This is a genomic window from Streptomyces changanensis, from assembly GCF_024600715.1.
GTDB classification, from domain to species: domain Bacteria; phylum Actinomycetota; class Actinomycetes; order Streptomycetales; family Streptomycetaceae; genus Streptomyces; species Streptomyces changanensis.
This window is the reverse complement of record NZ_CP102332.1, coordinates 5075258-5097968: the sequence shown is the minus strand read 5'-3', so window position 1 is coordinate 5097968 and position 22711 is coordinate 5075258. Positions and strand designations below refer to the sequence as shown.

Sequence of the window (22711 nt, the reverse complement as noted above, 5' to 3'; positions counted from 1 at the left end):
CTCTGGCCGCGTCCGTCACGCCGCGCCCGCGCCGGTCAGGGCGCGTACCTCCGTCTCCGCGTGCTTGGCCGCGTCCGGCGGCTCGGGGGACGTGACCGTGCCGAGCCACCCCGCGAGGAAGCCGAGGGGGATGGAGACCACGCCCGGGTTCTGGAGCGGGAAGAGGTGGAAGTCGACGTCGGGGAAGAGCGCGCCGGGGCTGCCCGAGACCACGGGCGACAGCACGACGAGCACGACGGCCGGCACCAGCCCCCCGTACACGGACCACACCGCGCCGCGGGTGGTGAACCGGCGCCAGAACAGCGCGTACAGCAGGACGGGGAGGTTCGCCGACGCGGCGACCGCGAAGGCGAGCCCGACGAGGAACGCCACGTTCAGCCCCTGGGCCAGCAGGCCGAGTCCGATGGCGGCGGCCCCGATCACCACGGCCGACACGCGCGCGACCGCGACCTCGCCGTACCGGCCGGCGGGGCGGCCGTCCCGGTCTCGGGTGAACGACGCGTACAGGTCGTGGGCGACGGACGTGGACGAGGCGAGGGTGATGCCGGCGACGACCGCGAGGATCGTCGCGAACGCCACGGCCGCGACCACCGCGAAGAGGACGGCCCCGCCGGTGGAGCCCGCTCCGCCGCCGAGGTCGAGCGCGAGCAACGGCACGGCGGTGTTCCCGGCGGCGTTGGACGCCCGCACGGCGTCCGTGCCGACGATCGCGGCGGCGCCGAACCCGAGGACGATCGTCATCAGGTAGAAGCCGCCGATGAGGCCGATGGACCAGACGACCGAGCGCCGGGCCGACCGAGCCGTGGGCACGGTGTAGAAGCGGGCGAGGATGTGGGGCAGGCCGGCCGTGCCGAGGACGAGGGCGATGCCGAGGCTGATGAAGTCGAGGCTGGCCGTCCAGTCCCCGCCGTAGGCGAGCCCGGGCGCGAGGAAGGCCGGGCCGTGCCCGCTGCGTTCCGCCGCGGTGGTCAGCAGCGCGCCGAAGTCGCCGTCGAAGCGCAGCAGTACGAGCACGGTGAGCGCGCCGGCGCCCGCCATCAGCAGGACGGCCTTGACGATCTGGATCCAGGTGGTGGCGCGCATGCCGCCCAGCGAGACGTAGACGACCATCAACGCGCCGACCCCGACGACCGTCCAGCTCCGGGCGGCGTCGCTGGTGCCGCCCAGGAGCAGGGCGACGAGGCTGCCCGCCCCGACCATCTGCGCCACGAGGTAGAGGAGCGACACGGCGACGGACGAGACGCCCACCGCGGTACGGACACCCCGCTCACCCATGCGGGCGGCGACGACGTCGGCGAGGGTGAAGCGCCCGCAGTTGCGCACGAGTTCGGCCACGAGGAGGAGGACGACCAGCCAGGCCACGAGGAAACCGACGGAGTACAGCATCCCGTCGTACCCGTGGAGCGCGATCAGCCCGGAGATGCCGAGGAAGGAGGCGGCGGACATGTAGTCGCCGGAGATGGCGAAACCGTTCTCCATGGGGGAGAAGAGCCGGCCGCCGGTGTAGAACTCCTCCGCGCTGCCGTGCCGGCGGCGGCCCGCCCAGGTGGTGATGGCGAGGGTGACCGCGACGAACGCGCCGAACAGCAGCAGGGCCAGGGTCTGGTGGTCACCGGTCACGGCGCGCCTCCCGGGTCATCTCCTGCGTGTCCCAGCGCAGTTCCAGCGCGGCGCGGTCCCGGTGCACGCGGGCGTGCCGGGTGTAGGCCCAGGTCAGCGCGAAGGTGGTGAGGAACTGGCCGAGGCCGGCGACCATCGCCACGTTCACCGCGCCGACGACCGGGCGGGCCATCAGACCGGGTGCGGCGGTCGCGGTGACGACATAGGCGAGGTACCAGCCGAGGAAGACGAGGGCGGCCGGGCCGACGAACCGGCGGTAGCGGCCGCGCACCTCCTGGAAGGCGGGGCTGCGCTGGACCTCCAGGTAGACGTCGGCGGCCCGCTGCGCGCCCGTGTCCGACGGCCCCGGCCACCCCCCGGCACCACCGCCCACCGGTAGGGCGGAGGCGGTGCCCGCGGTGCCCGCGGCGCCGGTGGGGGCGGGGGCCGCGGCGCCGGTGGGGCGCGCCGCACCTCCTGCGCCCGCCACTCCCCCCGCGGCTGCCGCGCCTGCCGGTCCCGCCCCGGCGGCCGTGCCCCCCGCGACCGCCATGTCCCCCGGTGCCGCCGGGTCCGCCGTGCCCGTCGCGCCCGCCTCCCGGCCCGGTTCGCCCCATCCGGACGCCAGGGCGTCGTACCAGGGGTCTTCGATGCGCGTCGCGGCGGCGTCGCGTCCTTCCCAGTTGTCCACCGGTAACTCTCCTTGTCAGCGAACCGTTTCGGCCGCGTGGCCAAGCATGGGCAGAACGGGAAGTTCCCGGACTCTTCTCCCGCCCCTTTCACCCCATCAGGTGACGCGGGAGCCGATCCGGAGCGGACGGGGAACGCAGAAGCCCACCGGCCGGAAGGGGGGTTCCGGTCGGTGGGCTTCGGTGTGTCGGGCGCGGCGGAGGGCGCCGCGGCGGTGCGCTCAGGCGTCGATGCGCGAGCGGTCCAGCGTCGCGGCGGAGCTCGTGATGAACTCCTTGCGGGGGGCGACGTCGTTGCCCATGAGCAGGTCGAAGACCTGCTCGGCCGCCTCCAGGTCGCCGATGTTGATGCGGCGCAGGGTGCGGTGGCGCGGGTCCATGGTGGTCTCCGCCAGCTGGTCGGCGTCCATCTCGCCGAGGCCCTTGTAGCGCTGGATGGAGTCCTTGTACCGGACGCCCTTGCGCTGGAACTCCAGCAGCGTCTGGCGCAGTTCGCCGTCCGAGTACGTGTACACGTACTTGTCCTGGCCCTTCTTGGGCTGCACCAGCTCGATCCGGTGGAGCGGCGGCACCGCGGCGAACACGCGGCCCGCCTCCACCATGGGCCGCATGTACCGCTGGAAGAGCGTGAGCAGCAGGCAGCGGATGTGGGCGCCGTCGACGTCGGCGTCCACGAGGAGCACGATCTTGCCGTACCGGGCGGCGTCGATGTCGAAGGTCCGGCCTGAGCCCGCCCCTATGACCTGGATGATCGCCCCGCACTCGGCGTTCTTCAGCATGTCCGACACGGACGACTTCTGGACGTTGAGGATCTTGCCGCGGATGGGCAGCAGGGCCTGGAACTCGCTGTTCCGGGCGAGCTTGGCCGTGCCGAGCGCGGAGTCGCCCTCGACGATGAACAGTTCGCTGCGCTCCACGTCGTCACTGCGGCAGTCGGCGAGCTTGGCCGGCAGCGACGAGGTCTCCAGCGCGGTCTTCCGGCGCTGGGCCTCCTTGTGCTGACGGGCCGCGATGCGCGTGCGGGCGGCGGCGACGGCCTTCTCCAGGACGGCGCGGGCCTGGGCCTTCGCGTCGCGCTTGGTGGAGGTGAGGAACGCCTTGAGCTCCTTGGCGATGACGTTGGCGACGATGCGGTTCGCCGCGGACGTGCCCAGGACCTCCTTCGTCTGCCCCTCGAACTGCGGCTCGGCGAGCCGGACCGTCACGACGGCGGTCAGGCCCTCCAGGGCGTCGTCCTTGACGATGTCGTCCTCGGCGACGCGCAGCAGCTTGGCGGCGCGCAGGACCTCGTTCATGGTCTTGGTCACGGCCCGCTCGAAGCCGGTGACGTGGGTGCCGCCCTTGGGGGTGGCGATGATGTTGACGAACGACCGGACCGTGCTGTCGTACCCCGTGCCCCAGCGCAGGGCGACGTCGACGCCGAGCTCGCGGGTGACCTCGGTGGGCGTCATGTGGCCGCGCTCGTCGAGGACCGGGACGGTCTCCTTGAAGGTGCCCTGGCCGGTGAGGCGCAGCACGTCGGAGACGGGCTTGTCGGGTGCGAGGTACTCGCAGAACTCGCTGATGCCCCCGTCGAAGTGGAAGATCTCCTGGCTCTTGCCCAGGCCCTCCAGATCGCGGTCGTCGCGGACGACGATGGTCAGCCCGGGCACGAGGAAGGCGGTCTGGCGGGCTCGCTGGTGCAGGGTCTCCAGGGAGAGCTTGGCGTCCTTGAGGAAGATCTGCCGGTCCGCCCAGTAGCGCACACGGGTGCCGGTGCGGGTCTTCGGGACGCGCTTGGTCTTGCGCAGGCCGTTCCCCGGGTCGAACGGGGCGTCGGGGCCCGACTCGGTGAAGATCCCGGGCACGCCGCGGCGGAAGCTGATGGCGTGGGTGGAGCCGTTCCGGTCGACCTCGACGTCGAGGCGGGCGGAGAGCGCGTTCACCACGGAGGCGCCCACGCCGTGCAGACCGCCGGACGCGGCGTACGAGCCTCCGCCGAACTTGCCGCCGGCGTGCAGTTTGGTCATGACGACCTCGACGCCGGACAGACCCGTCTTGGGCTCGACGTCCACGGGGATGCCGCGGCCGTTGTCCCGGACCTCCACCGAGCCGTCGTCGTGGAGGATCACCTCGATGTTGTCGCAGTACCCTCCGAGGGCCTCGTCCACGGAGTTGTCGATGATCTCCCAGATGCAGTGCATCAGGCCACGGCTGTCGGTGGACCCGATGTACATGCCGGGACGCTTGCGGACCGCTTCGAGCCCCTCGAGGACGAGCAGGTGCCGCGCGGTGTAGTTGGAACCGTCACGGTCTGCGGTCAGCAGAGCACTGGACGGAACGGACGTCTCGGCGGTCACGCGGTTCGCTCCTCGCTGAATTTGGGTTCTTGCCCACGTGGGTAGGGCGGTCGGCCTCTGTGCCGGTCCGAGCGTACAGAGCCCAGGTAGAGCGGTTGTCACGCCACCCACGTGAACGGTCATGCTAGTCCAGACTCGTATGGGTGTTCGATCCCTCGTCCGGGTGACGTGGACATCACGTTCCCTTCCAGGCATGAACCATTTAGGCTCCGGGCACGTCCTCCTGAACAACCGGCAACCCAGCCGGGGGGACACACCAGACAAGCAACGCGAAACCCGTAACGCACAGCGACACCGCAATACGGCTCATTCGCCGCCAACCGGCAGCAGACAGCCACCTTGAAAAAGTTTCGAGGAAAAGCCGCGAGCGGGAACGTTTTCGGCCTGGTTGGATGTTGACCCTGGTACGACAGCTCGTCGAGCTAGAGAAGAGGCGACGTGACTACTGTTCTGACCCCCGCGAGCCAGCTGACGGCCGCCGACCGTTGCGACCGCTGCGGCGCCCAGGCATATCTGCGCGTCGTGCTGTCCAGCGGTGGCGAACTGCTCTTCTGCGCCCACCACGGCCGCAAGTTCGAGCCGGAACTGAAGAAGATCGCCGCGGAGATACAGGATGAGACGGACCGGCTCACCACCGTGCCGGCCGGAGCACCCGACGAGGACCGCTGACACGCGCATCCACGACGAGCCAGACCGGTCCAGGACCGGCCATCGGGCGGCCGCCCCCGTCTCCGCGGGGTAGGCCGCCCGCGGCTTTTCCGGCCCGCGCCGGAGGGTCCGGGACCGCCGGTGACGCGGGGCGGCACCCTGAGTGACGGCGGGGTGCCGCCCCGCTCCGCACCCATACGGCGCGCAGCGGGGTTTCCCGCTGCGCTCCCCCGACGGCACCACACCGGACCGGGCCCTTCCCCGCCCTCCAGCGGCCCTTGGCCGGACGGGTACGGGCCCGGCGGACGACTCCGCCGGGCCGGGCGGGGCCAGTCCCGTACGACGCCGTACACGAACCGCCGCCCGGACAGGCCGGACGCAGCCCCGCTCGGGCAGCGGGTCGGCCGACTCGGGACAGATGTCCGCCCGTTCGGGACGGGCGCCGCCACTCGGCGCGGCTGTTCCCCAGGCGGCGGACGACTGCGCCCGGCTCGGGCGCCCGGGACCGCTCCGGCGGGTGTCCGCACGCTCGGGACCGAGGCCGGCCGGTCAGGGGCCGCGGGCCGAACCGGCATGTCCGGCCGTCCCGTTCGTGCGCCGCCCGAGACTCACGCACCGGCGCGACCCGACCCCACCGCGTGACGGCGGACGTCGATCCCCTTGCGACGGCGGCCGGTCGCGGCGCGACGGCGTACGGCGGTCCCGGCGCGACGGCGCACGCCCGTCACGACGGCGGCAGGAGCGTCGACGCCCGCGTGTAGACGCCCGGGCTGTCCGCGCGGCCGCAGCCGCTGCCCCAGGACACCAGGCCGATCAGGCGCCCGTGTGCCACCAGCGGGCCCCCGCTGTCGCCCTGACAGGCGTCACGGCCCCCCTGGTCCGTGCCGGCGCACAGCATCGTGTCCGCCCGGTATCGCGCGGGCCCCTTCCCCGCCGGGTAGGCGCGGGCGCAGGACTCGTCGGGAAGGACGGACACCTCCGCGGCGTGGAGCCGGGAGGCGTACGTGCCCTGGCCGGTGGTGTCGCCCCAGCCGTACACGGTCGCCGCCGTACCGGGGGTGTAGGCGGCGTCCCCGGCGCGGGCGACGGGGATCGTGTAGCCGTCCGGCAGGCGCTGGGCGAGGGTCAGGACGGCGACGTCGCCGGAGTTCGAGTCGGGGTCGTAGGCCGGGTTGATCCAGATCGCGCTCACCGGGACCTCGTACCCGCCAGGCCCCAGCAGCGAGGAGCGGCCGGCGATGACCTTGAGGTCCTCCAGCCGGTCCGGCGCCACCCCGAGCACGTCCTCCCGGAGGCAGTGCGCCGCCGTGGCGACCTTCGCCGGGGCGATCACCACGCCACCGCAGAACTGGCCGGCCCGGGTACGCCCGAACCGGTCACGGCTGGACAGGGCGACCACCCACGGCGCGTCCGCGACCTGGGCCGTGTGCCCCCCGACGACGCCACCGTCCGCGGCGGCCGGGGCGGGCGCCACGAGCGTGGCCACGGCCGCCGCCGCGGCCACGACCCCGACCGCTGCCCGCCTGCTGCTGATGGGATGACGCGTTCCGCGCATTCGGCCTCCTGACTCAGGGTTGCATGTCACCCACTCAGCGTCAGCCACCGAGCGGACGACCGCACCCCGCAACGCCGGAGGGCCCGGTTCCTTTTCCGGAACCGGGCCCTCCGTGCGTCGCGCGGGACGTGCCCGCGGACCACTCAGTCGAGGTAGTCGCGGAGCACCTGGGAGCGGGACGGGTGGCGCAGCTTCGACATGGTCTTGGACTCGATCTGGCGGATCCGCTCACGGGTCACGCCGTAGACCTTGCCGATCTCGTCGAGCGTCTTCGGCTGGCCGTCCGTGAGGCCGAAGCGCATGGAGACGACACCCGCCTCACGCTCGGAGAGCGTGTCGAGCACGGAGTGCAGCTGCTCCTGCAGCAGGGTGAAGCTCACCGCGTCGGCCGGCACGACCGCCTCGGAGTCCTCGATCAGGTCACCGAACTCGCTGTCGCCGTCCTCGCCGAGCGGGGTGTGCAGCGAGATGGGCTCACGGCCGTACTTCTGGACCTCGATGACCTTCTCGGGGGTCATGTCGAGCTCCTTGGCCAGCTCCTCCGGTGTGGGCTCGCGGCCCAGGTCCTGGAGCATCTGGCGCTGGACGCGCGCGAGCTTGTTGATGACCTCGACCATGTGCACCGGGATGCGGATGGTGCGGGCCTGGTCGGCCATGGCGCGGGTGATCGCCTGGCGGATCCACCACGTGGCGTACGTGGAGAACTTGTAGCCCTTGGTGTAGTCGAACTTCTCGACGGCGCGGATCAGACCGAGGTTGCCCTCCTGGATCAGGTCCAGGAAGAGCATGCCGCGGCCGGTGTAGCGCTTGGCCAGGGAGACGACCAGGCGGAGGTTCGCCTCCAGCAGGTGGTTCTTGGCGCGCCGGCCGTCCTCGGCGATGATCTCCAGCTCGCGCTTGAGCTTCGGCGCCAGCTTGTCGGCGTTCGCCAGCTTGTCCTCGGCGAAGAGACCGGCCTCGATGCGCTTGGCGAGCTCGACCTCCTGCTCGGCGTTGAGCAGCGGGACCTTGCCGATCTGCTTGAGGTAGTCCTTGACCGGGTCGGCGGTGGCGCCGGCGACGGCGACCTGCTGCGCGGGGGCGTCGTCCTCGTCCTCGTCGGAGAGGACGAAGCCCTTGGCCTCGCCTTCGGGCTCCTCTTCCTCGCCCTTGGCCGGCTGGACGTCCTCGAGCAGCTCCTCGCCCTCGATGATCTCGTCGGCGTCCTTCTTTGCCGCGGTCTTCTTCGCCGTCGTCTTCTTGGCCGTCGTCTTCTTCACGGCCGTCGCCTTCTTGGCGGCGGTCTTCTTGGCGGCGGTCTTCTTCGCAGGGGTACCGGCCTCGTCGACCGGGGCGTCCTCGCTCGGGGCCGCCGGCGCCGCCGCGGACGCGGTCGTCCTGGCCGCGGTCGTCCTGGCGGTGACGGTCTTGGTGGCGGTGCGCTTCGCCGGGCTCTTCGCTGCGACGCTCTTGCGGGCGCGCTTCGGCGACTCCGCTGCACTGACCATCAGCGTCACACCCTCTTCCTCGAGGATCTGATTGAGGCTGCGCAGAACATTCTTCCACTGGGTTGGCGGAATCTGGTCAGCCTCGAAGGCCCGACGCACGTCATCGCCCGCGATCTGCCCATCAGCCTTTCCCCGCTCGATGAGCGCCATCACAGACTCGGACTCGGCGATCTCCGGCGGGAGCGTACGGGATGTGCTGGCCGACACGAACAACCTCTCGGAACGATGGAAACGGCTTCCGGCCCCGCCCATGATCGGGCCGGAGCCGACGACCGCCGGCGGGGAATGAGCCGACGACGCGGGCTGGGCCTCGGAGGTGGACAGCGCCGTGATCGGCGCCTGTATTCCCTCCTCGGCTGTCACCTCTTAGGTCATCGCCGTGCTTCGAGGAGCGTTACGCCCAATCCGCGTGGCCCGAGTCACACCGCATAACGGCGTACACAGGGCGTACGAGGACATCACCCCGCAATCCCGTCACCGGTCCGTGCCGCCGGACCCGAGTGGTCCGATCCTGTCGAGTACCCCGAGGGGTCGGCGGCACGCCTCCGAACGACGCTTCCGTGTGCCGTGTGACACCGTGCGCGCTCCCCGCGCCCACGGTCGGCGCTCAGTGCTCGCGGGGAGCGGGGACGACCCGCTCCACGTCGGGCTGGACGATGAGGAGCTGCCGCATGGCCGCCTCGGCGGCCGGGCCGTCACCGGCGGCGAGGGCCTCGGCGATGCGGGCGTGGTGGGAGATGCAGGACTCGCCGGGGCGGTCGCAGCTGATCGCCGGGGCGCCGGACACCTGGAGCGCGGCGGAGACGATGCCGGAGAGGTGCTCCAGCATGCGATTGCCCGCGAGCTGGATGAGGAGGGAGTGGAACTCGGCGTCGGCGCGCGAGAACGTGATCGCGTCGCCCTGCGCGAAGGCGTGGCCCATGATCTCCACCATGTCCGCGAGCCGCTGCTGGAGGTCTTCGCGGCTGTGGCCCGCGGCGAGCCTGGCGGCCAGGGGCTCGATGGTCCAGCGCAGCTCGGCCAGCTCCCGTCGCTGGTCGTCGCGCTGCGGCCCGAAGGCCCGCCACTCGATGATGTCGGGGTCGAGGAGGTTCCAGTCGCTGACCGGGCGGACGCGGGTGCCGACGTTCGGCCGGGCGCTGACGAGACCCTTCGCCTCCAAGACGCGGAGGGACTCGCGGACGACGGTGCGGGAGACCTCGAACCGCTGGCCGATCTCCTCCGGGACGAGGGGGCGGTCGGCGCCGAGGTCGCCGGAGACGATCATCTGACCGAGCTGTTGGACGAGTTGCCCGTGGAGTCCGCGACCGCGGTTGCCCGCCGACCGGCGGCCCATGCGGCCCAACTCCGAATCGGCGGCTTCCCAGGACGGTGCGCCGACGCGGTCGGCGGCCGGCGCCTCCGCGTAGGGGTAGCGGTCGAGACCGCCCGGGGCGGCGAGGGAAGCCTCGGCGTGGCGGGCGGCGGTCATCATGGTGTGCGCAAGGGTACTCACGCATCCTTTGTCGGCGCCGCTCCCGAACCCCTTGAGGTCTTTGGTGAAAAGCACACGAAAGGGTGATCGGCGCCCGCGCTGCACTTGACGCCTTATCGGAAGGAAGCGGGCAAATTCCAAGGGCGACCGAGCGATTGGCGCGCAACGATCACTTCCCGATCGGCAACTGATCACCACCGTGCGGTGCGGCGCACCCCGGTGAACAGGAACGCGCACAGGAGCACCGTGAGGGACAAGGCCAGGGCGGCGCCGACCGGTTGGGCCATGACCCGCAGAGCACCGTCCACCCAGCGGTCGCCTTCCGCGGGCCAGCGGGGCCAGGCCAGTTCCCGCAGCCGGGCGGGGAGTCCGGCGACGCTGCGGACCGCGGGCCCGAGGAGGGCCTCCTCGACGGCCGGCGCGATCACCACGGGTACGGCGAGGACGGCCGCGAGCCCCGCCGCGGCGGCCCGGAACACCCCGGCCGCCAGCAGCCCCGCCCAAGCGCATCCGACGACGAGCGCGAGCCAACTCGCGCAGAGGGTAGGCCAGTTCCCCGGCACCGGGATCAATCGGCCGCCGTAGACGAGCCGCAGCGCCTCCAGATCGACGACGGCGACCACCACCGCCAGCAGCACAGCGGTGGCGGCCGTGACGGCGAGTTTGGCGAGCAGGAGGCCGATGCGGCGCGGGGTGGCGCCCAGGGAGGCGGGGAGCGCCGGGTAGCGGTACTCGTCGCCGAAGGAGAAGGCGCCGACGAGCCCGGCACCCAGGGCCGCGGGCGGCAGGGGCAGCAGGTCCGGCCAGGCGGCGACGGCGGCGGGCACGGGGGTGCGGCCGAGCCGCCCCATCAGCACGGCGAGGACGACGGAGGCGAGGACGGCGGCGCCGAGGGTGATCGGCGTGGAGGGCACCCCGGTGAGGCGGCGCAGCTCGTAGCGGAGCGGCCGCAGCGGTGCGCGCCGTGCCGCCCACGAGCGCTCGCGCCCGCGTCGGCGGCGGCGCTTCCCTGCGCGGGGGGCGGGGTGGCGTGGGGTGGCGCGGGCGGCGGGCGGGGTGGTGGTGCGGGTCGGGGCGGGGGCGGCGGCCGGTCCGCGGTCGGGTGCGCTGGTGCGGGTCGGGGCGGGGATGCCTCGTCCGGTGGTGGCGCGGTCGGGTGCCCCCTCCCCCGGGACGGCCGCCGCGAGCGGGTGGGCGGGGGCGGTGACGTGCGCGGGGGCGGTGACGTGCGCGAGCGCGGTGGTGTTCGGGGGCGCGGGGGCACGCGGGGGCGTGGAGGCGTTCGGGGGCGTGAGGGTGCTCGCGGGTGTGGGCGCGGGGCCGGTCTCGTCGGCAAGGCGGTGCAGGAGGATGCCGTGGCGGAAGGCGGTCTCACCGACCTGGGCGCAGTCGCTGCCGTACACGTACAGCCCGTTGCCGTGCTCGGAGACGACCTCGACGGAACGGTGGGCGGCGCGGGCCTCGCGTCTGAGCTGGGCGGCGAGGCGGGCGGCGTGCGGGGTGCGGACGGCGACGCGGGGACGCAGCCGCGTGCGGGCGAAGGTGGCGGCGTCCTGGTCGCCGACGAGCCGGCCGGCGGCCATCGCCACCACGTGGTCGGCGGTACGGGCGGCAGCCCGGCTGTCGGAGGTGGTGTAGAGGACGGTGCCGCCGTGGTGGGCGTGGGCCCGCAGCAGGCCGTGCAGCCAGTTCGCCTCACGCGTCGAGAGGCCGGCGGTCGGCTCGTCCAGGACGAGCGTGTGGGGGTCGCCCAACAGGGCCGCCGCCATGCCCAGTCGGCGGTCCATGCCGCGGGACAGGGCGCCGAGGCGCTGGTCGTCGAGACCGTCGAGGCCGACGGCGTCGATCAGCTCGTCGGCGCGGGAGACCGGGACGCCTGCCACCGCGCACAACATCCTGAGCTGGCCGCGGACGCTGCGCGCCGGGTGCCCCGGCACGTCGCCGAGGAGGACACCGACCTCCCGCGGCGGGTTGGCGATGCGGTGGAGGGGGCGGCCGCGGAAGTAGGCGACGCCCTGGCCGCGTTCGAGTCCGAGCATCAGGCGCAGCGCCGTGGTCTTGCCCGCTCCGGGCGGGCCGAAGAGGGCGGTGACCTCTCCGGGCCGCGCCTCGAAGGTGAGGTCGTCCACGGCGGGCGGGCGGTTCCTGCGGTGCGTGCTGGTGAGTCCGATTGCCTGGAGCATCGTTTCTCTCGCGGTAGGTGAGACCGCTCGGCGGCAGGGTGGGTACCGCAGCACAATAACTCGGCATTTCGGACTTTCCGCGCACATCGGGCGGTTGCGGGGTGCCCAACCGTCCGACGCCGCCACGCAGGCGCGTCAGACCTCGGGACGCAGCATCGGCGGGTTGAGCAGGGTCGCGCCACCTGCGCGGAACAGCTGCGCGGGACGCCCGCCCTGGCGCGTGGTCGTGCCTCCCGCCGGAACGAGGAAGCCCGGCGTTCCCGTCACCTTGCGGTGGAAGTTCCGCGGATCCAGGGCCACCCCCCACACCGCCTCGTACACGCGCCTCAACTCGCCGACGGTGAACTCGGGCGGGCAGAAGGCCGTCGCGAGCGAGGAGTACTCGATCTTCGACCGGGCGCGCTCCACACCGTCCGCCAGGATGCGACCGTGGTCGAAGGCGAGCGGGACGGACGGCTCCTCGCCGCGGTCGAAGCCCGTCTCGGGGCTGAGCAGTTCCTCCACGGGCGCCCAGCGGACGCTGTTGGCGTCACCGCCCGGCCGGGGTGCGGGCAGATCGGGCGCGAGGGCGAGGTGGGCGACGCTGACCACGCGCATGCGGGGGTCGCGCTCGGGATCCCCGTACGTCGCCAACTGCTCCAGGTGCGCACCGGCGCCCGGAGCGGGTGTCGGGTCGCCCGGGTCGTGCACGCACAGCCCGGTCTCCTCGGCGAGCTCGCGCGCCGCGGCCGCGCCCAGATCCTCGTCGGGCCGTACGAACCCCCCGGGCAGCGCCCAGCGGCCCTGGAACGGCGGCTCCCCACGCCGGACGACCAGAGCGCACAGCGCGTGCCGGCGCACGGTGAGGACGACCAGGTCGACGGTCACGGCGAAGGGCGGGAAGGCCGAGGGGTCGTAGGGGGGCATGCCGCGATCATAGTCGTCTTCCTGACGATAAACACGTCGTCGGGACGTCTGGCGGGGGCCTCCCCCACCCCCGCCCCCTCCCTCCCCCGCCCCCGCCCCCCTCGCGTTGCCCCGTGGCTGACCGCGCGTGGTCACACGCCCAACTGGAGTCCCGCGGCGGCCTCCTCGACCATCCCGAGCCCCATCCTGCTCACGCGCACCGCGAACGACTCCCCCGCCACACTGAGCCCGGAGAGCCTCAGGGCGCCCAGGGGGGCACCGCCCAGAGGGTGCAGCGCGACCGTGCCGGCCGGGACGTCGGGGCGGATGCCCGCGACAGCGGCGAGGACGTGTACGGCCGCGGCCGCGGCGACGGCGGCGGGACGGCAGGCGGAGGGGTGCGGCACGGGCGCGCCCCCCTCGGTGCGCTGGTCCCCGCCGTACATCTCCGGCAGCCGGTACGCGAACGCCTCCGCCGCATCGAGCAGCCCGCGGACCAGCCCGGTCGCTTCCTTCTCGTATCCGGCGGAGGCGAGGCCCACGACGGCGACGGCGGTCTCGTGGACGCGGACGGCGCCCGCGCGGTGGCCGAACGGATTGTGCCCGGGCTCCTTGGTGCCGAGGCCGCGCAGGCCCCAGCCGGTGTCGAGCGCGGGGCTGCCGAGCAACCGGGCGACCTGTTCGGTCTGCAACGTGTCGAGTAGTCCCCCTGCGTGGCCTCCCCCGCCGACCAGTCCGGTGTCGAGCAGGTGGGCCGCGGCACACCCCAGATGGGGTAGGGGGCGGCCGTCCGTGGTGAGCGCGGCGGCGGGGCGGCCGCCGGTCGGGTCGTCCAGCCAGAAACTCTCGCGGAAGCGGCGCCGGATGGCGTGGGCGCGGTCGCGCCATGCGTCGGCGCCGTCCCGACCGCACGCCTCCAGCAGGTCGGCACCGAGCAGGGCGGCCCGGTGGGCGTGGGCCTGTGTCTCCGCGCGCCGCACACCGGCGGCTGGTCCCGGCTCGGCCACCAGCCCGTCGTCGTCGACGGCGGCGCAGAGCCACGCCAGGCAGCGTTCCGCCGCCGGCAGCAGCTCGGCCAGGTCCTGCTCCGGGAGCCCCCACAGGCGGGCCTCGGCGAGGACGGCGGGGAAGGCGAGCGTGGCCTCCACTCCGGTGCAGGCCGGCGGAAGGTGGGGACCGGCGTCGCGGAGCGGCCCGGGGACGCGTCCGGCGGACGCGCCGGTGGCACCGTCCAGGGAACGGGCGACGCCGCGCAGGGTGTCGACCGCGAGTCGGGTGCCGAGCGGGAGGAGCATACGGGCGGCCCAGAGGGTCTCGGCCGGGGCGGGGCCGGTGCGCCAGGGGACTCCGGCCGCCAGGTGGAGGTCGGCGGGGTGGGCGGGGTCGCGGACGAGGAGGGAGCGGAGGTCGTCGAGGGCGGTGGCGAGGAGCCTCGCGGCACGGGGGTCGTCCCCTTCCGCCCGGGCGTCGGAGAGGATCCGGCCGCTCGACCGGGCGGCCGGTCTGAGGGGCCGCCCGGCGTGGACGTGCAAGGTGATGGTGCGGGCGGCTCCCGCGTCGACGTCGAGCTCCCAGCGGAGCAGTCCGGTGGACGCGAGCGCGTCCTTCGGCGGGGGCTCGGCGGTGACGACGGACTGGCCGCCACTCGGTGCCGACCAGCGCAGTCCCGAGCCGTACACGGAGGGGCGGAGCTCGGGGCCGGGGCGTCCCGACGCGATGGCGGCGAGTGCGGAGAGGTCCGTGCCGAGGGTGAGCTCGACCGGGACGCGCAGGGGCCGGCCGGTCGCGTTGCGCAGGGTGATCCGTTCGGAGCCGTCGGCGTCCCTGGAGCGTTCCACGGCGACGCCCGGGTCCGGGCCGGGGTCGGCGGGGGTACGAACGAGGGCGACGAACCGGGCGCGGGACGCTGAGACCAGCCTGCCCTGGACGGGGACGGGTTCGCGGCCGAAGACGCGCAGGTGGCACCGGGAGAGAAGTCGTCGTCCGGACTGGTAGAACCCTTCGAGGCCGTGGCCGGTGAGCTGTCCGTGTTCGGGGGAGACGGCCAGTCCGGGCAGGGCGACGCCGACGAGGGCGTGGTGGACGGACGGGGGTCCGCCGGGTGGCGCGGCGGGGGGTCGGCCGTGGGCGGCGGGCGGTGGGTGGGCCCGCCCGCCGGGGCGGGCCTGGGTGCGCCGGGACGGGGTCGGGGCCGGGGAGGGGACGGTGAGGTCCATGGGTCGTCTGCTGAGCCTTCTGTGCGCTCCGGACAGCCGCTGGAGGTACGGCGGCACGGGTCGGGGGACTCCGCCACAGACGTGAACGGCCGTACGGGGGCGCGGGTCACGGCCGTCATCCGGCGCTCCCTCCATCGCTCGCGTCCCGGCCGCCGGTCCCCCGCAGGTCGTCGTGCCGTTCTGCGGTCCGACCGTCCTGCGCTCCCCGCAGCCCGCCGCCGCGGACGGTGCGCGTGCGCGCGGGACGGGCGTCGGGGCCGGGGCGCGCCGGGCCGGGCGGTGGGGTGTTCGTCGTGGTGGGTCGGGGCGCGGGGGTCCGGGCGCGCAGTTTGCGCCGTACCGCTCGCGCCCCCGACCCGCGCACGGCCGTCCGGCGCCTGCCGGACCGGCGGTCCTCCGCGCCTTCCCTGGCGTCTCGCTCGCCCCGCAGGCAGTGGCGGAGCGTCTCGGGGTCCAGTTGCTCGTTGCACGCCTGGTGCAGCAGCCGGGCGAAGACGTACTCGGGGTCGGCCTCCAGGGCGAGCGCCAGGGCGACGCGGGCGGTCGGCTCGTCTCCGGCCGACCAGGCGACCCAGCCGGCGAGGGTGAGGGGCGCGGCGGCGTGCTCGCCGTAGGCGCCGACGCAGCGGCGGGCCAGGGCGCGCCACAGCCGTAGGGCGCGGTCCGCTGCGGCGCCTTCCATCCACTCGGCGGCACGGTCCCGGGTCCGGCGGTCCTGGAGTCCGACGATCAGCTCGGCGGCTTCCCGGTCGTCGATCAGTGCGTCGTCCCGCATGTCGCCGGCGGAGTCGTCGCTGAGTGGCGGGTGCTCGGAGAGCCGGTCGATCAGGCGCTGGGCGAGTCGGATGGTCTCCTCCCTGACACGCGTGGCCTCCTTGGCGCTGAGGATGCGGTGGACGAGCGAGGCACTGGCCGTGTCGAGGGCGTGCTCCTGGGCGGCCGTGGTGGGGCCGGTCGGCTGGGGCCTGAGGCGGGCTTCCATGTCGCGCAGCGAACCGCGTACGTGGATGCCCGCGTAGGCGGCGGCCGCCGCCATGACGGACGTCCCGGGCGGGGCCAGGGCCGTGCCGCCGGGCGGGCAGCAGTCGCTGTCGGGGCAGCAGTAGGACCAGAACCGACCGCCGGAGATGCACAGGGCTTCGTACACCGGCACGTCCAGGGCCCCGCACGCCGTGCGCAGCTTCTGCGCGAAGGGCCGCAGCCGCTGCATCACCCTCCTGCCGTCCTCCTCGCCGGCGGCGGGGTCCTGGCAGAGGAAGACGACGACGCCGTCCGGGCGGGAGCCGCGCCGCTCGCACCCTTCGACGAGGCACTCGGCGAGCTGTTCGGCGACGGGTGCCCACTCGCGGGGCGAGGCGGGGATGCCGAGCCTGAGACGTCCGCCGAAGCGGCCGCGCTCGCCGTGCAGGGCGAGCAGGACGACCGAATCGGTCGGATGGAATCCCAGCATGTACGGGAGGGCGTCGGCCAGTTGGGCGGGGCCGCGCAGGGTGATCTGCGGTTCGTCCGTGAAGCCCGGGGAGGTGACGGGCAGCGGGCCGGCGGCGGACGGGTGGGTGTCGCGGGGGCCGGTGTGATCGTGGTGTGCGTTCATGGCTTGACGGTCCCGCCGGCCCGTCGATCCGTCGACCCCTGTGGATAACTTTGTCCACAGGCTTCCCGGTGCGTTCGCCGGTTGTCGGTGCGGTGCTGTTCCATGTGAGGCATGGAGCAGACGAACGACGAAGACCTGCGTTCCGCGGCCGACGCTGTGCTGGCCCGCCTGGTCGGTGACGCCACCGGCGCGGCGAGGCTGCGCGAGGACCAGTGGCGGGCCATCGAGGCGCTGGTCGCGCACGGCAGACGGGCGCTGGTCGTGCAGCGCACCGGCTGGGGCAAGTCCGCCGTCTACTTCGTGGCCACGGCGCTGCTGCGGGCGCGGGGTGCGGGGCCCACGGTGATCGTCTCGCCGCTGCTGGCGCTCATGCGGAACCAGGTGGACGCCGCGGCTCGGGCGGGCATCCACGCCCGGACGATCAATTCGTCGAACATGGAGGAGTGGCAGACGGTCCAGGAGGAGATCGCCGCAGGTCGGGTCGATGTGCTGCTGGTGTCGCCGGAGCGTCTGAACAACCCCGACTTCCGTGACGAGGTGCTGCCCGCGCTGGCGGCGGCGACGGGGCTGCTGGTGGTCGACGAGGCCCACTGCATTTCCGACTGGGGGCACGATTTCCGCCCGGACTACCGGCGGCTGCGCACGATGCTGGCGGAGCTGCCGTCCGGTGTCCCGGTGCTGGCGACGACGGCGACGGCGAACGCTCGGGTGACGGCGGACGTGGCCGAGCAGCTCGGCACGGCGGCGGGATCGGACGCGCTGGTGCTGCGTGGTGCGCTGGACCGCGAGAGCCTGCGGCTGGGTGTCGTGCGTCTCCCGGACGCGGCGCACCGGCTGGCCTGGCTCGCCGAGCACCTGGGGGAGCTGCCGGGTTCGGGGATCGTCTACACGCTCACGGTCGCGGCGGCCGAGGAGGTGGCGGCGCACCTCCGTCAGTGCGGTTACGAGGTGGCGTCCTACACGGGGCGCACGGAGAACGCCGACCGGCGGCAGGCCGAGGAGGACCTGCTGGCGAACCGGGTGAAGGCGCTAGTCGCCACGTCCGCGCTGGGCATGGGATTCGACAAGCCGGACCTCGGGTTCGTGGTGCACATGGGCTCCCCGTCGTCGCCGATCGCCTATTACCAGCAGGTGGGTCGCGCCGGGCGCGGTGTGGCGAGTGCGGAGGTGTTGCTCCTGCCCGGCCCGGAGGACGAGGCGATCTGGCAGTACTTCGCCTCGGTGGCCTTCCCGCCCGAGGAGCAGGTGCGGCGCACGCTCGACGTGCTGGCGCGCTCGGAGGGCCCGGTGTCCCTGCCCGCGCTGGAGCCTTTGGTGGAGCTGCGGCGCACCCGGCTGGAGACGATGTTGAAGGTCCTCGACGTGGACGGCGCGGTGCGCCGGGTGAAGGGCGGGTGGACGAGCACGGGGCGCCCGTGGACGTACGACACGGAGCGGTACGCGTGGGTGGCGCGGCAGCGGGCCGCGGAGCAGCAGGCCATGCGGGACTACGTGACGACGGCGGAGTGCCGCATGGAGTTCCTGCGGCGGCAGCTGGACGACGAGGAGGCGGCACCGTGCGGCCGCTGCGACAACTGCGCCGGGCCGCGCTTCGACGCCAAGGTGTCCGCCACGACCTTGGACGCGGCGCGGGGCGAGCTGAGCAGGCCGGGGGTGGAGGTCGAGCCGCGCAGGATGTGGCCGACCGGTCTGCCGGCGGTCGGTGTCGACCTCAAGGGCCGCATCCCGGCCGGGGAGCAGTCGGCCGCGGGACGGGCGTTGGGGCGCCTGTCGGATATCGGTTGGGGCAACCGGCTGCGGCCGATGCTGACGGATCGGGCGCCGGACGGGGCGGTGCCGGACGACGTGGTGGACGCCGTGGTGCGCGTGCTGGCCGACTGGGCGAAGGGTCCCGGGGGCTGGGCGTCCGGTGCGTCGGACGCGCCGCCCCGCCCGGCGGGTGTGGTGACGGTCGCCTCGCGGAGTCGTCCGCAGCTCGTGGGTTCGCTGGGCGCGCGGATCGCGGAGGTGGGGCGGATGCCGCTGCTCGGTTCCGTCGAGTACGCGCCGGAGGCGGTGGACACGCGCATCTCGCGGACCAACAGCGCGCAGCGGGTGTGCGGTCTGCACCGGGCCCTGACCGTCCCGGTCGGTCTGGCCGAGCGGCTGTCGTCGGCGGGCGGTCCGGTGCTGCTGGTCGACGATTTCTCGGACAGCGGATGGACGCTCGCGGTGGCGGCGCGGCTGCTTCGCCGCGCGGGAGCACCGGGGGTGTTTCCGCTGGTCCTCGCGGTGGCGGGTTGATCGGGTCGTCACGGGGAATTCTTGTGGTCGGGAATTGGGTGGCATAACAGCCCATTCCCGTCAGCGGTCCCAATTGCTCGTTGCCGCCTGCCCATGCCGCCCGCAAGAATTGGATCCCGCCCCAGCACGGCTCGTTCGCGGTCCGGAAGGGCCTTGCCGCGGCGCGCCCTCACCCGACCCTGCCCGCTCCTGTGGGCGCGTATGCGAAGGGAGGATCGTGACCTTCGGATTCGCTCCGTCCGCAGCCTCCTCGTTCACCACACCGGCCGCCTCCGCCAGCCGTCTCGCCCGCATGCTGGAACCCGCCGAGTGGGCGGAGGCCGGCATCCCCCTGTTGCGCAGTCCCCGTGACGTGGTCACGGGTCTGCACGCTCGTCACGCGCCGGGGCCGGCGACCGCCGTGGTCGCCGTGCTGGATCACGAGGAACGGCTGATCGCCAGTGCGTCGTTCACACCGAGACCGGTGCCGGCGGACGGCTGGGACTTCCGCAACGCGCTCCTGGCGCACCTGCGCCGGGTCATCCCGCACGACCTGCGACGCCGCAGCCCGGTACGTACGGCCGTCCTGCTCAACTGCCGCGAGGGCAGCGGGAAGTGGACGGAGGAGGACGGGGCGTGGATGTGGGGCCTCCGGGACGCGTGCACGCTGCACGGGCTCCGTTGCGGCGCCTACATCACGCTGACCCGCGACGGGTGGCAGGTGGCGGGTGACGACCGAGGTGGCCGGCATCCCCACTCGGCGTCACCGCCGTCGGACATATCCGGTGCCGACGGGCAGGACGCGCCGGCGCCACCACGCATGGTGAGCGGCTCGGGCGAGCCGCTGCGCCGTACGGCCGCCCGCTGACGACGAAGAGCGCGGCTCGGGGGAGCCGCCGCGCCGTTCGGCCCGCCCGCTGACGGCCCCGGCGGACCGGTGCCGGCCGGTGCGGGCCGCGCCGACTCGGGCGGCCCGTGGTGGCCGGTGGGCCGGACGGCGGTGCTGCCGTCCGGCCACCTGGCTGGCGTTCCGTCAGAGGGCGGTGCCCAGCACGCCGTTGATGCGGGCGGGGTCACCGCACACGATGAGCAGCGTGTCGGCGCGGTTCAAGGCGGCGGGCAGCGCCCGGGCGGTGACGGCGTCGTCGCCGCCGTTGACCGCGACGACGACCACGGGCCGGGCGGCGGCACGGTCCGCGGCGGACGCGGCGGCGAAGAACACGTCGTCGCGTGCGTCGTGCTGGGCCCAGTAGGCGGCCTCGCCGAAGGACAGCTCGTGGGCCGCCCAGGGGTGCTGCTCGCCGGTGGTCAGGACCAGGATGTCGCCGGGGGCGCGGCCGCTCTCCAGCAGGAGGTCGACCGCCTCTTCGGCGGCGTCGATCGCGCCGTCCAGCGGGGCCGGGATCAGCTGGATCCGCGGCGTGGTGCGGGCGTCAGCGGAACGATTCTCCTGCCGGGCCGCGGGCTGTCCGCCCGGGGTGTGCTGGCGGGGGGCCGGCGGTGCGGGCCTGGCGGGGCCGGGACCCGGGCGGCCGGGGCGGGGCGAGGCCGCGGTACGCGGGCCGGGTACGGGTCGGGGGGTCGGCGCGGGGCGGCCTGCGGCCGGCGTGACGCGGGGACCCTGGGCACTCTCGTGAATCTGAGGCTCCTCGGGTATGAGAGGCATAAGGGATGTGTATCAAACGCCGGTGCGATGGGCATCGGCGGGTGGCTCGTATGTGCGGTCCGCGACGGGCGGCCGCGCCCCGTTCGGGCGGTCAGAAGTCGAAGCCGAGCTGGCCCCCGCTTTCGAGTTCGGCCGCCTCCGGGGAGACGCGGTACTTCCTCAGGTGCCGCCACCGGGGCAGCGCGTCGAGGAAGGCCCAGGTCATGCGGTGGTGGGGGGTGGGGCCCCACTCGGCGAGAGCGGCCTTGTGCACCGGGGACGGGTAGCCGGCGTTGGCGGAGAAGCCGAACGGCGCGTACCTGTCGGACTGCGCCTCCAGTTCGCTCATCATCGCGTCCCGCCGGACCTTGGCGATCACCGACGCCGCCGCGACGGCGACGCAGGAACGATCCCCCTTGATCACCGTGCGGACCTGCCAGGGGTCTCCCAGGTAGTCGTGCTTGCCGTCGAGGATGACCGCGTCCGGTCGGACCGGCAGGGCCTCCAGAGCCCGTACGGCGGCCAGCCGCAGCGCCGCGGTCATGCCGAGCTCGTCTATCTCCTCGGGGCCGGCGTGCCCGAGCGCGTGGGCCGTGACCCACCGTTCGAGCTCCGCGGCGAGTTCGGTGCGGCGCCGGGGGGTGAGGAGCTTGGAGTCGGTGAGTCCGTCCGGCGGCCGACGCAGTCCGGTGACGGCCGCGCAGACGGTGACGGGCCCTGCCCACGCCCCGCGGCCGACTTCGTCGACTCCGGCGATGATCCTGGCGCCGGTTGTCGCTCGGATCGAGCGCTCGACGGTGTGTGTGGGTGCTTCGTACGGCATGGCGCCTGACAGGTTACGCCGCTTGTCCCCTCCGGCGACACCCGGATTGGCATCCCGTGCCATCTCCCTTCCGTTCGAAGGGCGGTGGCGGGACCTCCCGGGAGCCGCGGCGGCGGTGGTGCGGAGCCCTTCGGCGGCCTCCCACCTGCCCTACCGGGCCGCCGTCAGGGCCACCACCCACAAGCAGGGGCCGGTGTACGTGGGGGTGGCGTCCGCCGGGGACGGGGCACTGGAGGACACCCGGCCGGACAGGGCGGACGGGGCGGACAGGCCGCCAGGGCGGGCCCCGAGCGGACCCCTGCCCCGGCCCCGGCCGCGCGGCAGCCCGGCCGCGCGGCAGCCGGGGGCCGAGGGCCCGGGCCCTCGGGATCAGTGGGCGGCGCGCGCCGGGAGCCAGGCGGGCAGGTCCTCGGTGCGGGCGAGCCACTCGGCGGGCGGCGCGCCCGCCTGCGCGGCGGCGACCACGCCACCGACGATGGCGCAGGTGGTGTCGACGTCCCCGCCGGCCTGGGCGGTCGTCCAGAAGGCACGCTCGTAGTCGTCGAGGGAGCGGGCGGCGGACCACAGGGCGAACGGCACGGTGTCGTGCGCGCTCGTCCGCCGTCCGCAGCCGAGGACGGCGGCGACGGTCTGGGTGTCGCCGTAGTCGAGCATGTCGCGGGCGCGCCGCAGTCCCGCGCCGACGGCGCTGCGGGGGACGAGGGCGACGACCGCGTCGAGGAAGTCGGTGGCCTTGGGTGGTCCGTCCGGCGCCGCGGCGAGTGCGGCGGCGGCCGCGACCGCCATGCAGCCGACGACGGCCTCGCGGTGCTGGTGGGTCGTGTACGAGGAGATCTCGGCCTGGTGGGTGGCCTGCTCGGGGTCGTCTGCGTACCAGGCGCCGAGGGGCGCGATGCGCATGGCGGCGCCGTTGCCCCAGGAGCCCTGCCCCTGGAAGAGGCCGGCGGCCAGCTCCCGCCAGTCCCCGCCTTCCCGGATCAGCCGGAGCATCCGGTTGACCGCGGGGCCGTAGCCGCGGTCGAAGTCGTGGTGGTCGGCGAAGGAGCGGGCGAGGGCGTCCTGGTCGATGCGGCCGTGCGAGACGAGCACGGCCAGCACGGAGCAGGCCATCTCGGTGTCGTCGGTCCACTGCCAGGAGCCCGGTGGGAGCTCGCGCCGTTTCAGCAGGGGGTAGTGGGAGGGGACGAAGAACTGGGAGCCGAGGGCGTCGCCCACGGCCAGCCCGCGGAGGCTGGCGAGGGCGCGTTCGAAGCGCCGGTCGAGGGAGGAGTCAGCGGTCATCGCCCTGCCACTCTAACCGGTGGCGCCGCCC

General features: G+C 73.9%; 16 protein-coding genes. 3 read left to right on the top strand and 13 right to left on the bottom strand.

Going from position 1 to position 22711, the window contains the following annotated elements; all coding sequences use genetic code 11:
• Positions 1-15 precede the first annotated feature (15 nt).
• From NRO40_RS22580 to NRO40_RS22570, 3 genes are all read right to left on the bottom strand, one after another.
• Positions 16-1620 (bottom strand): solute symporter family protein, encoded by a 1605-nt coding sequence (locus tag NRO40_RS22580; protein ID WP_058943285.1) that lies wholly within the window; start codon positions 1618-1620, stop codon positions 16-18.
• Positions 1610-2290: a DUF485 domain-containing protein gene (locus NRO40_RS30830; protein WP_058943284.1), complete on the bottom strand. Its 681-nt coding sequence runs from the start codon at positions 2288-2290 to the stop codon at positions 1610-1612. Before NRO40_RS30830 ends, NRO40_RS22580 begins: the two co-directional genes overlap by 11 nt.
• A 219-nt stretch (positions 2291-2509) precedes the next feature.
• Positions 2510-4627, bottom strand: coding sequence for a DNA gyrase/topoisomerase IV subunit B (locus NRO40_RS22570; protein WP_058943283.1), 2118 nt, complete (start codon positions 4625-4627; stop codon positions 2510-2512).
• 438 nt (positions 4628-5065) lie between these two features.
• On the opposite strand from NRO40_RS22570, the gene NRO40_RS22565 reads away from it, so the two are divergent.
• A complete protein-coding gene (locus tag NRO40_RS22565; protein WP_058943282.1) occupies positions 5066-5296 on the top strand; it encodes a DUF7455 domain-containing protein in 231 nt (76 codons plus the stop codon).
• 703 nt (positions 5297-5999) lie between these two features.
• Here NRO40_RS22565 and NRO40_RS22560 read toward each other — a convergent pair.
• The 7 genes from NRO40_RS22560 to NRO40_RS22530 form a co-directional block, all read right to left on the bottom strand.
• Complete coding sequence (locus tag NRO40_RS22560; RefSeq protein ID WP_058943281.1) at positions 6000-6830, bottom strand: S1 family peptidase; 831 nt, start codon at positions 6828-6830, stop codon at positions 6000-6002.
• Positions 6831-6973: 143 nt separating this feature from the next.
• Positions 6974-8524 (bottom strand): RNA polymerase sigma factor, encoded by a 1551-nt coding sequence (locus tag NRO40_RS22555; protein ID WP_058943289.1) that lies wholly within the window; start codon positions 8522-8524, stop codon positions 6974-6976.
• Between the two features lie 400 nt (positions 8525-8924).
• Positions 8925-9866 (bottom strand): FadR/GntR family transcriptional regulator, encoded by a 942-nt coding sequence (locus NRO40_RS22550; RefSeq protein ID WP_269803097.1) that lies wholly within the window; start codon positions 9864-9866, stop codon positions 8925-8927.
• 116 nt (positions 9867-9982) lie between these two features.
• Positions 9983-11974: an ABC transporter ATP-binding protein gene (locus NRO40_RS22545; protein WP_058943279.1), complete on the bottom strand. Its 1992-nt coding sequence runs from the start codon at positions 11972-11974 to the stop codon at positions 9983-9985.
• Between the two features lie 135 nt (positions 11975-12109).
• Entirely contained in the window at positions 12110-12880 is a 771-nt protein-coding gene (locus NRO40_RS22540; protein ID WP_058943278.1) for an NUDIX hydrolase, read from the bottom strand.
• Between the two features lie 131 nt (positions 12881-13011).
• Positions 13012-15075: a glycogen debranching N-terminal domain-containing protein gene (locus NRO40_RS22535; RefSeq protein ID WP_058943277.1), complete on the bottom strand. Its 2064-nt coding sequence runs from the start codon at positions 15073-15075 to the stop codon at positions 13012-13014.
• A 115-nt stretch (positions 15076-15190) separates the two neighbouring features.
• Positions 15191-16669, bottom strand: coding sequence for a DUF4192 domain-containing protein (locus NRO40_RS22530; RefSeq protein ID WP_058943276.1), 1479 nt, complete (start codon positions 16667-16669; stop codon positions 15191-15193).
• A gap of 111 nt (positions 16670-16780) precedes the next feature.
• Between NRO40_RS22530 and NRO40_RS22525 the strand changes: the two genes are divergently transcribed.
• Complete coding sequence (locus NRO40_RS22525) at positions 16781-18952, top strand: RecQ family ATP-dependent DNA helicase (protein ID WP_058943275.1); 2172 nt, start codon at positions 16781-16783, stop codon at positions 18950-18952.
• A gap of 217 nt (positions 18953-19169) precedes the next feature.
• A complete protein-coding gene (locus tag NRO40_RS22520; protein WP_058943274.1) occupies positions 19170-19799 on the top strand; it encodes a hypothetical protein in 630 nt (209 codons plus the stop codon).
• Positions 19800-19964: 165 nt separating this feature from the next.
• On the opposite strand, the gene NRO40_RS22515 is transcribed toward NRO40_RS22520, so the two are convergent.
• From NRO40_RS22515 to NRO40_RS22505, 3 genes are all read right to left on the bottom strand, one after another.
• Positions 19965-20597 carry a hypothetical protein gene (locus NRO40_RS22515; protein WP_058943273.1) on the bottom strand — a complete coding sequence of 211 codons (633 nt, stop codon included), beginning with the start codon at positions 20595-20597 and terminating at the stop codon, positions 19965-19967.
• A gap of 91 nt (positions 20598-20688) precedes the next feature.
• Entirely contained in the window at positions 20689-21399 is a 711-nt protein-coding gene (locus NRO40_RS22510) for a ribonuclease HII (RefSeq protein WP_058943272.1), read from the bottom strand.
• 369 nt (positions 21400-21768) lie between these two features.
• Positions 21769-22680 (bottom strand): ADP-ribosylglycohydrolase family protein, encoded by a 912-nt coding sequence (locus NRO40_RS22505; protein WP_058943271.1) that lies wholly within the window; start codon positions 22678-22680, stop codon positions 21769-21771.
• Positions 22681-22711 lie beyond the last annotated feature (31 nt).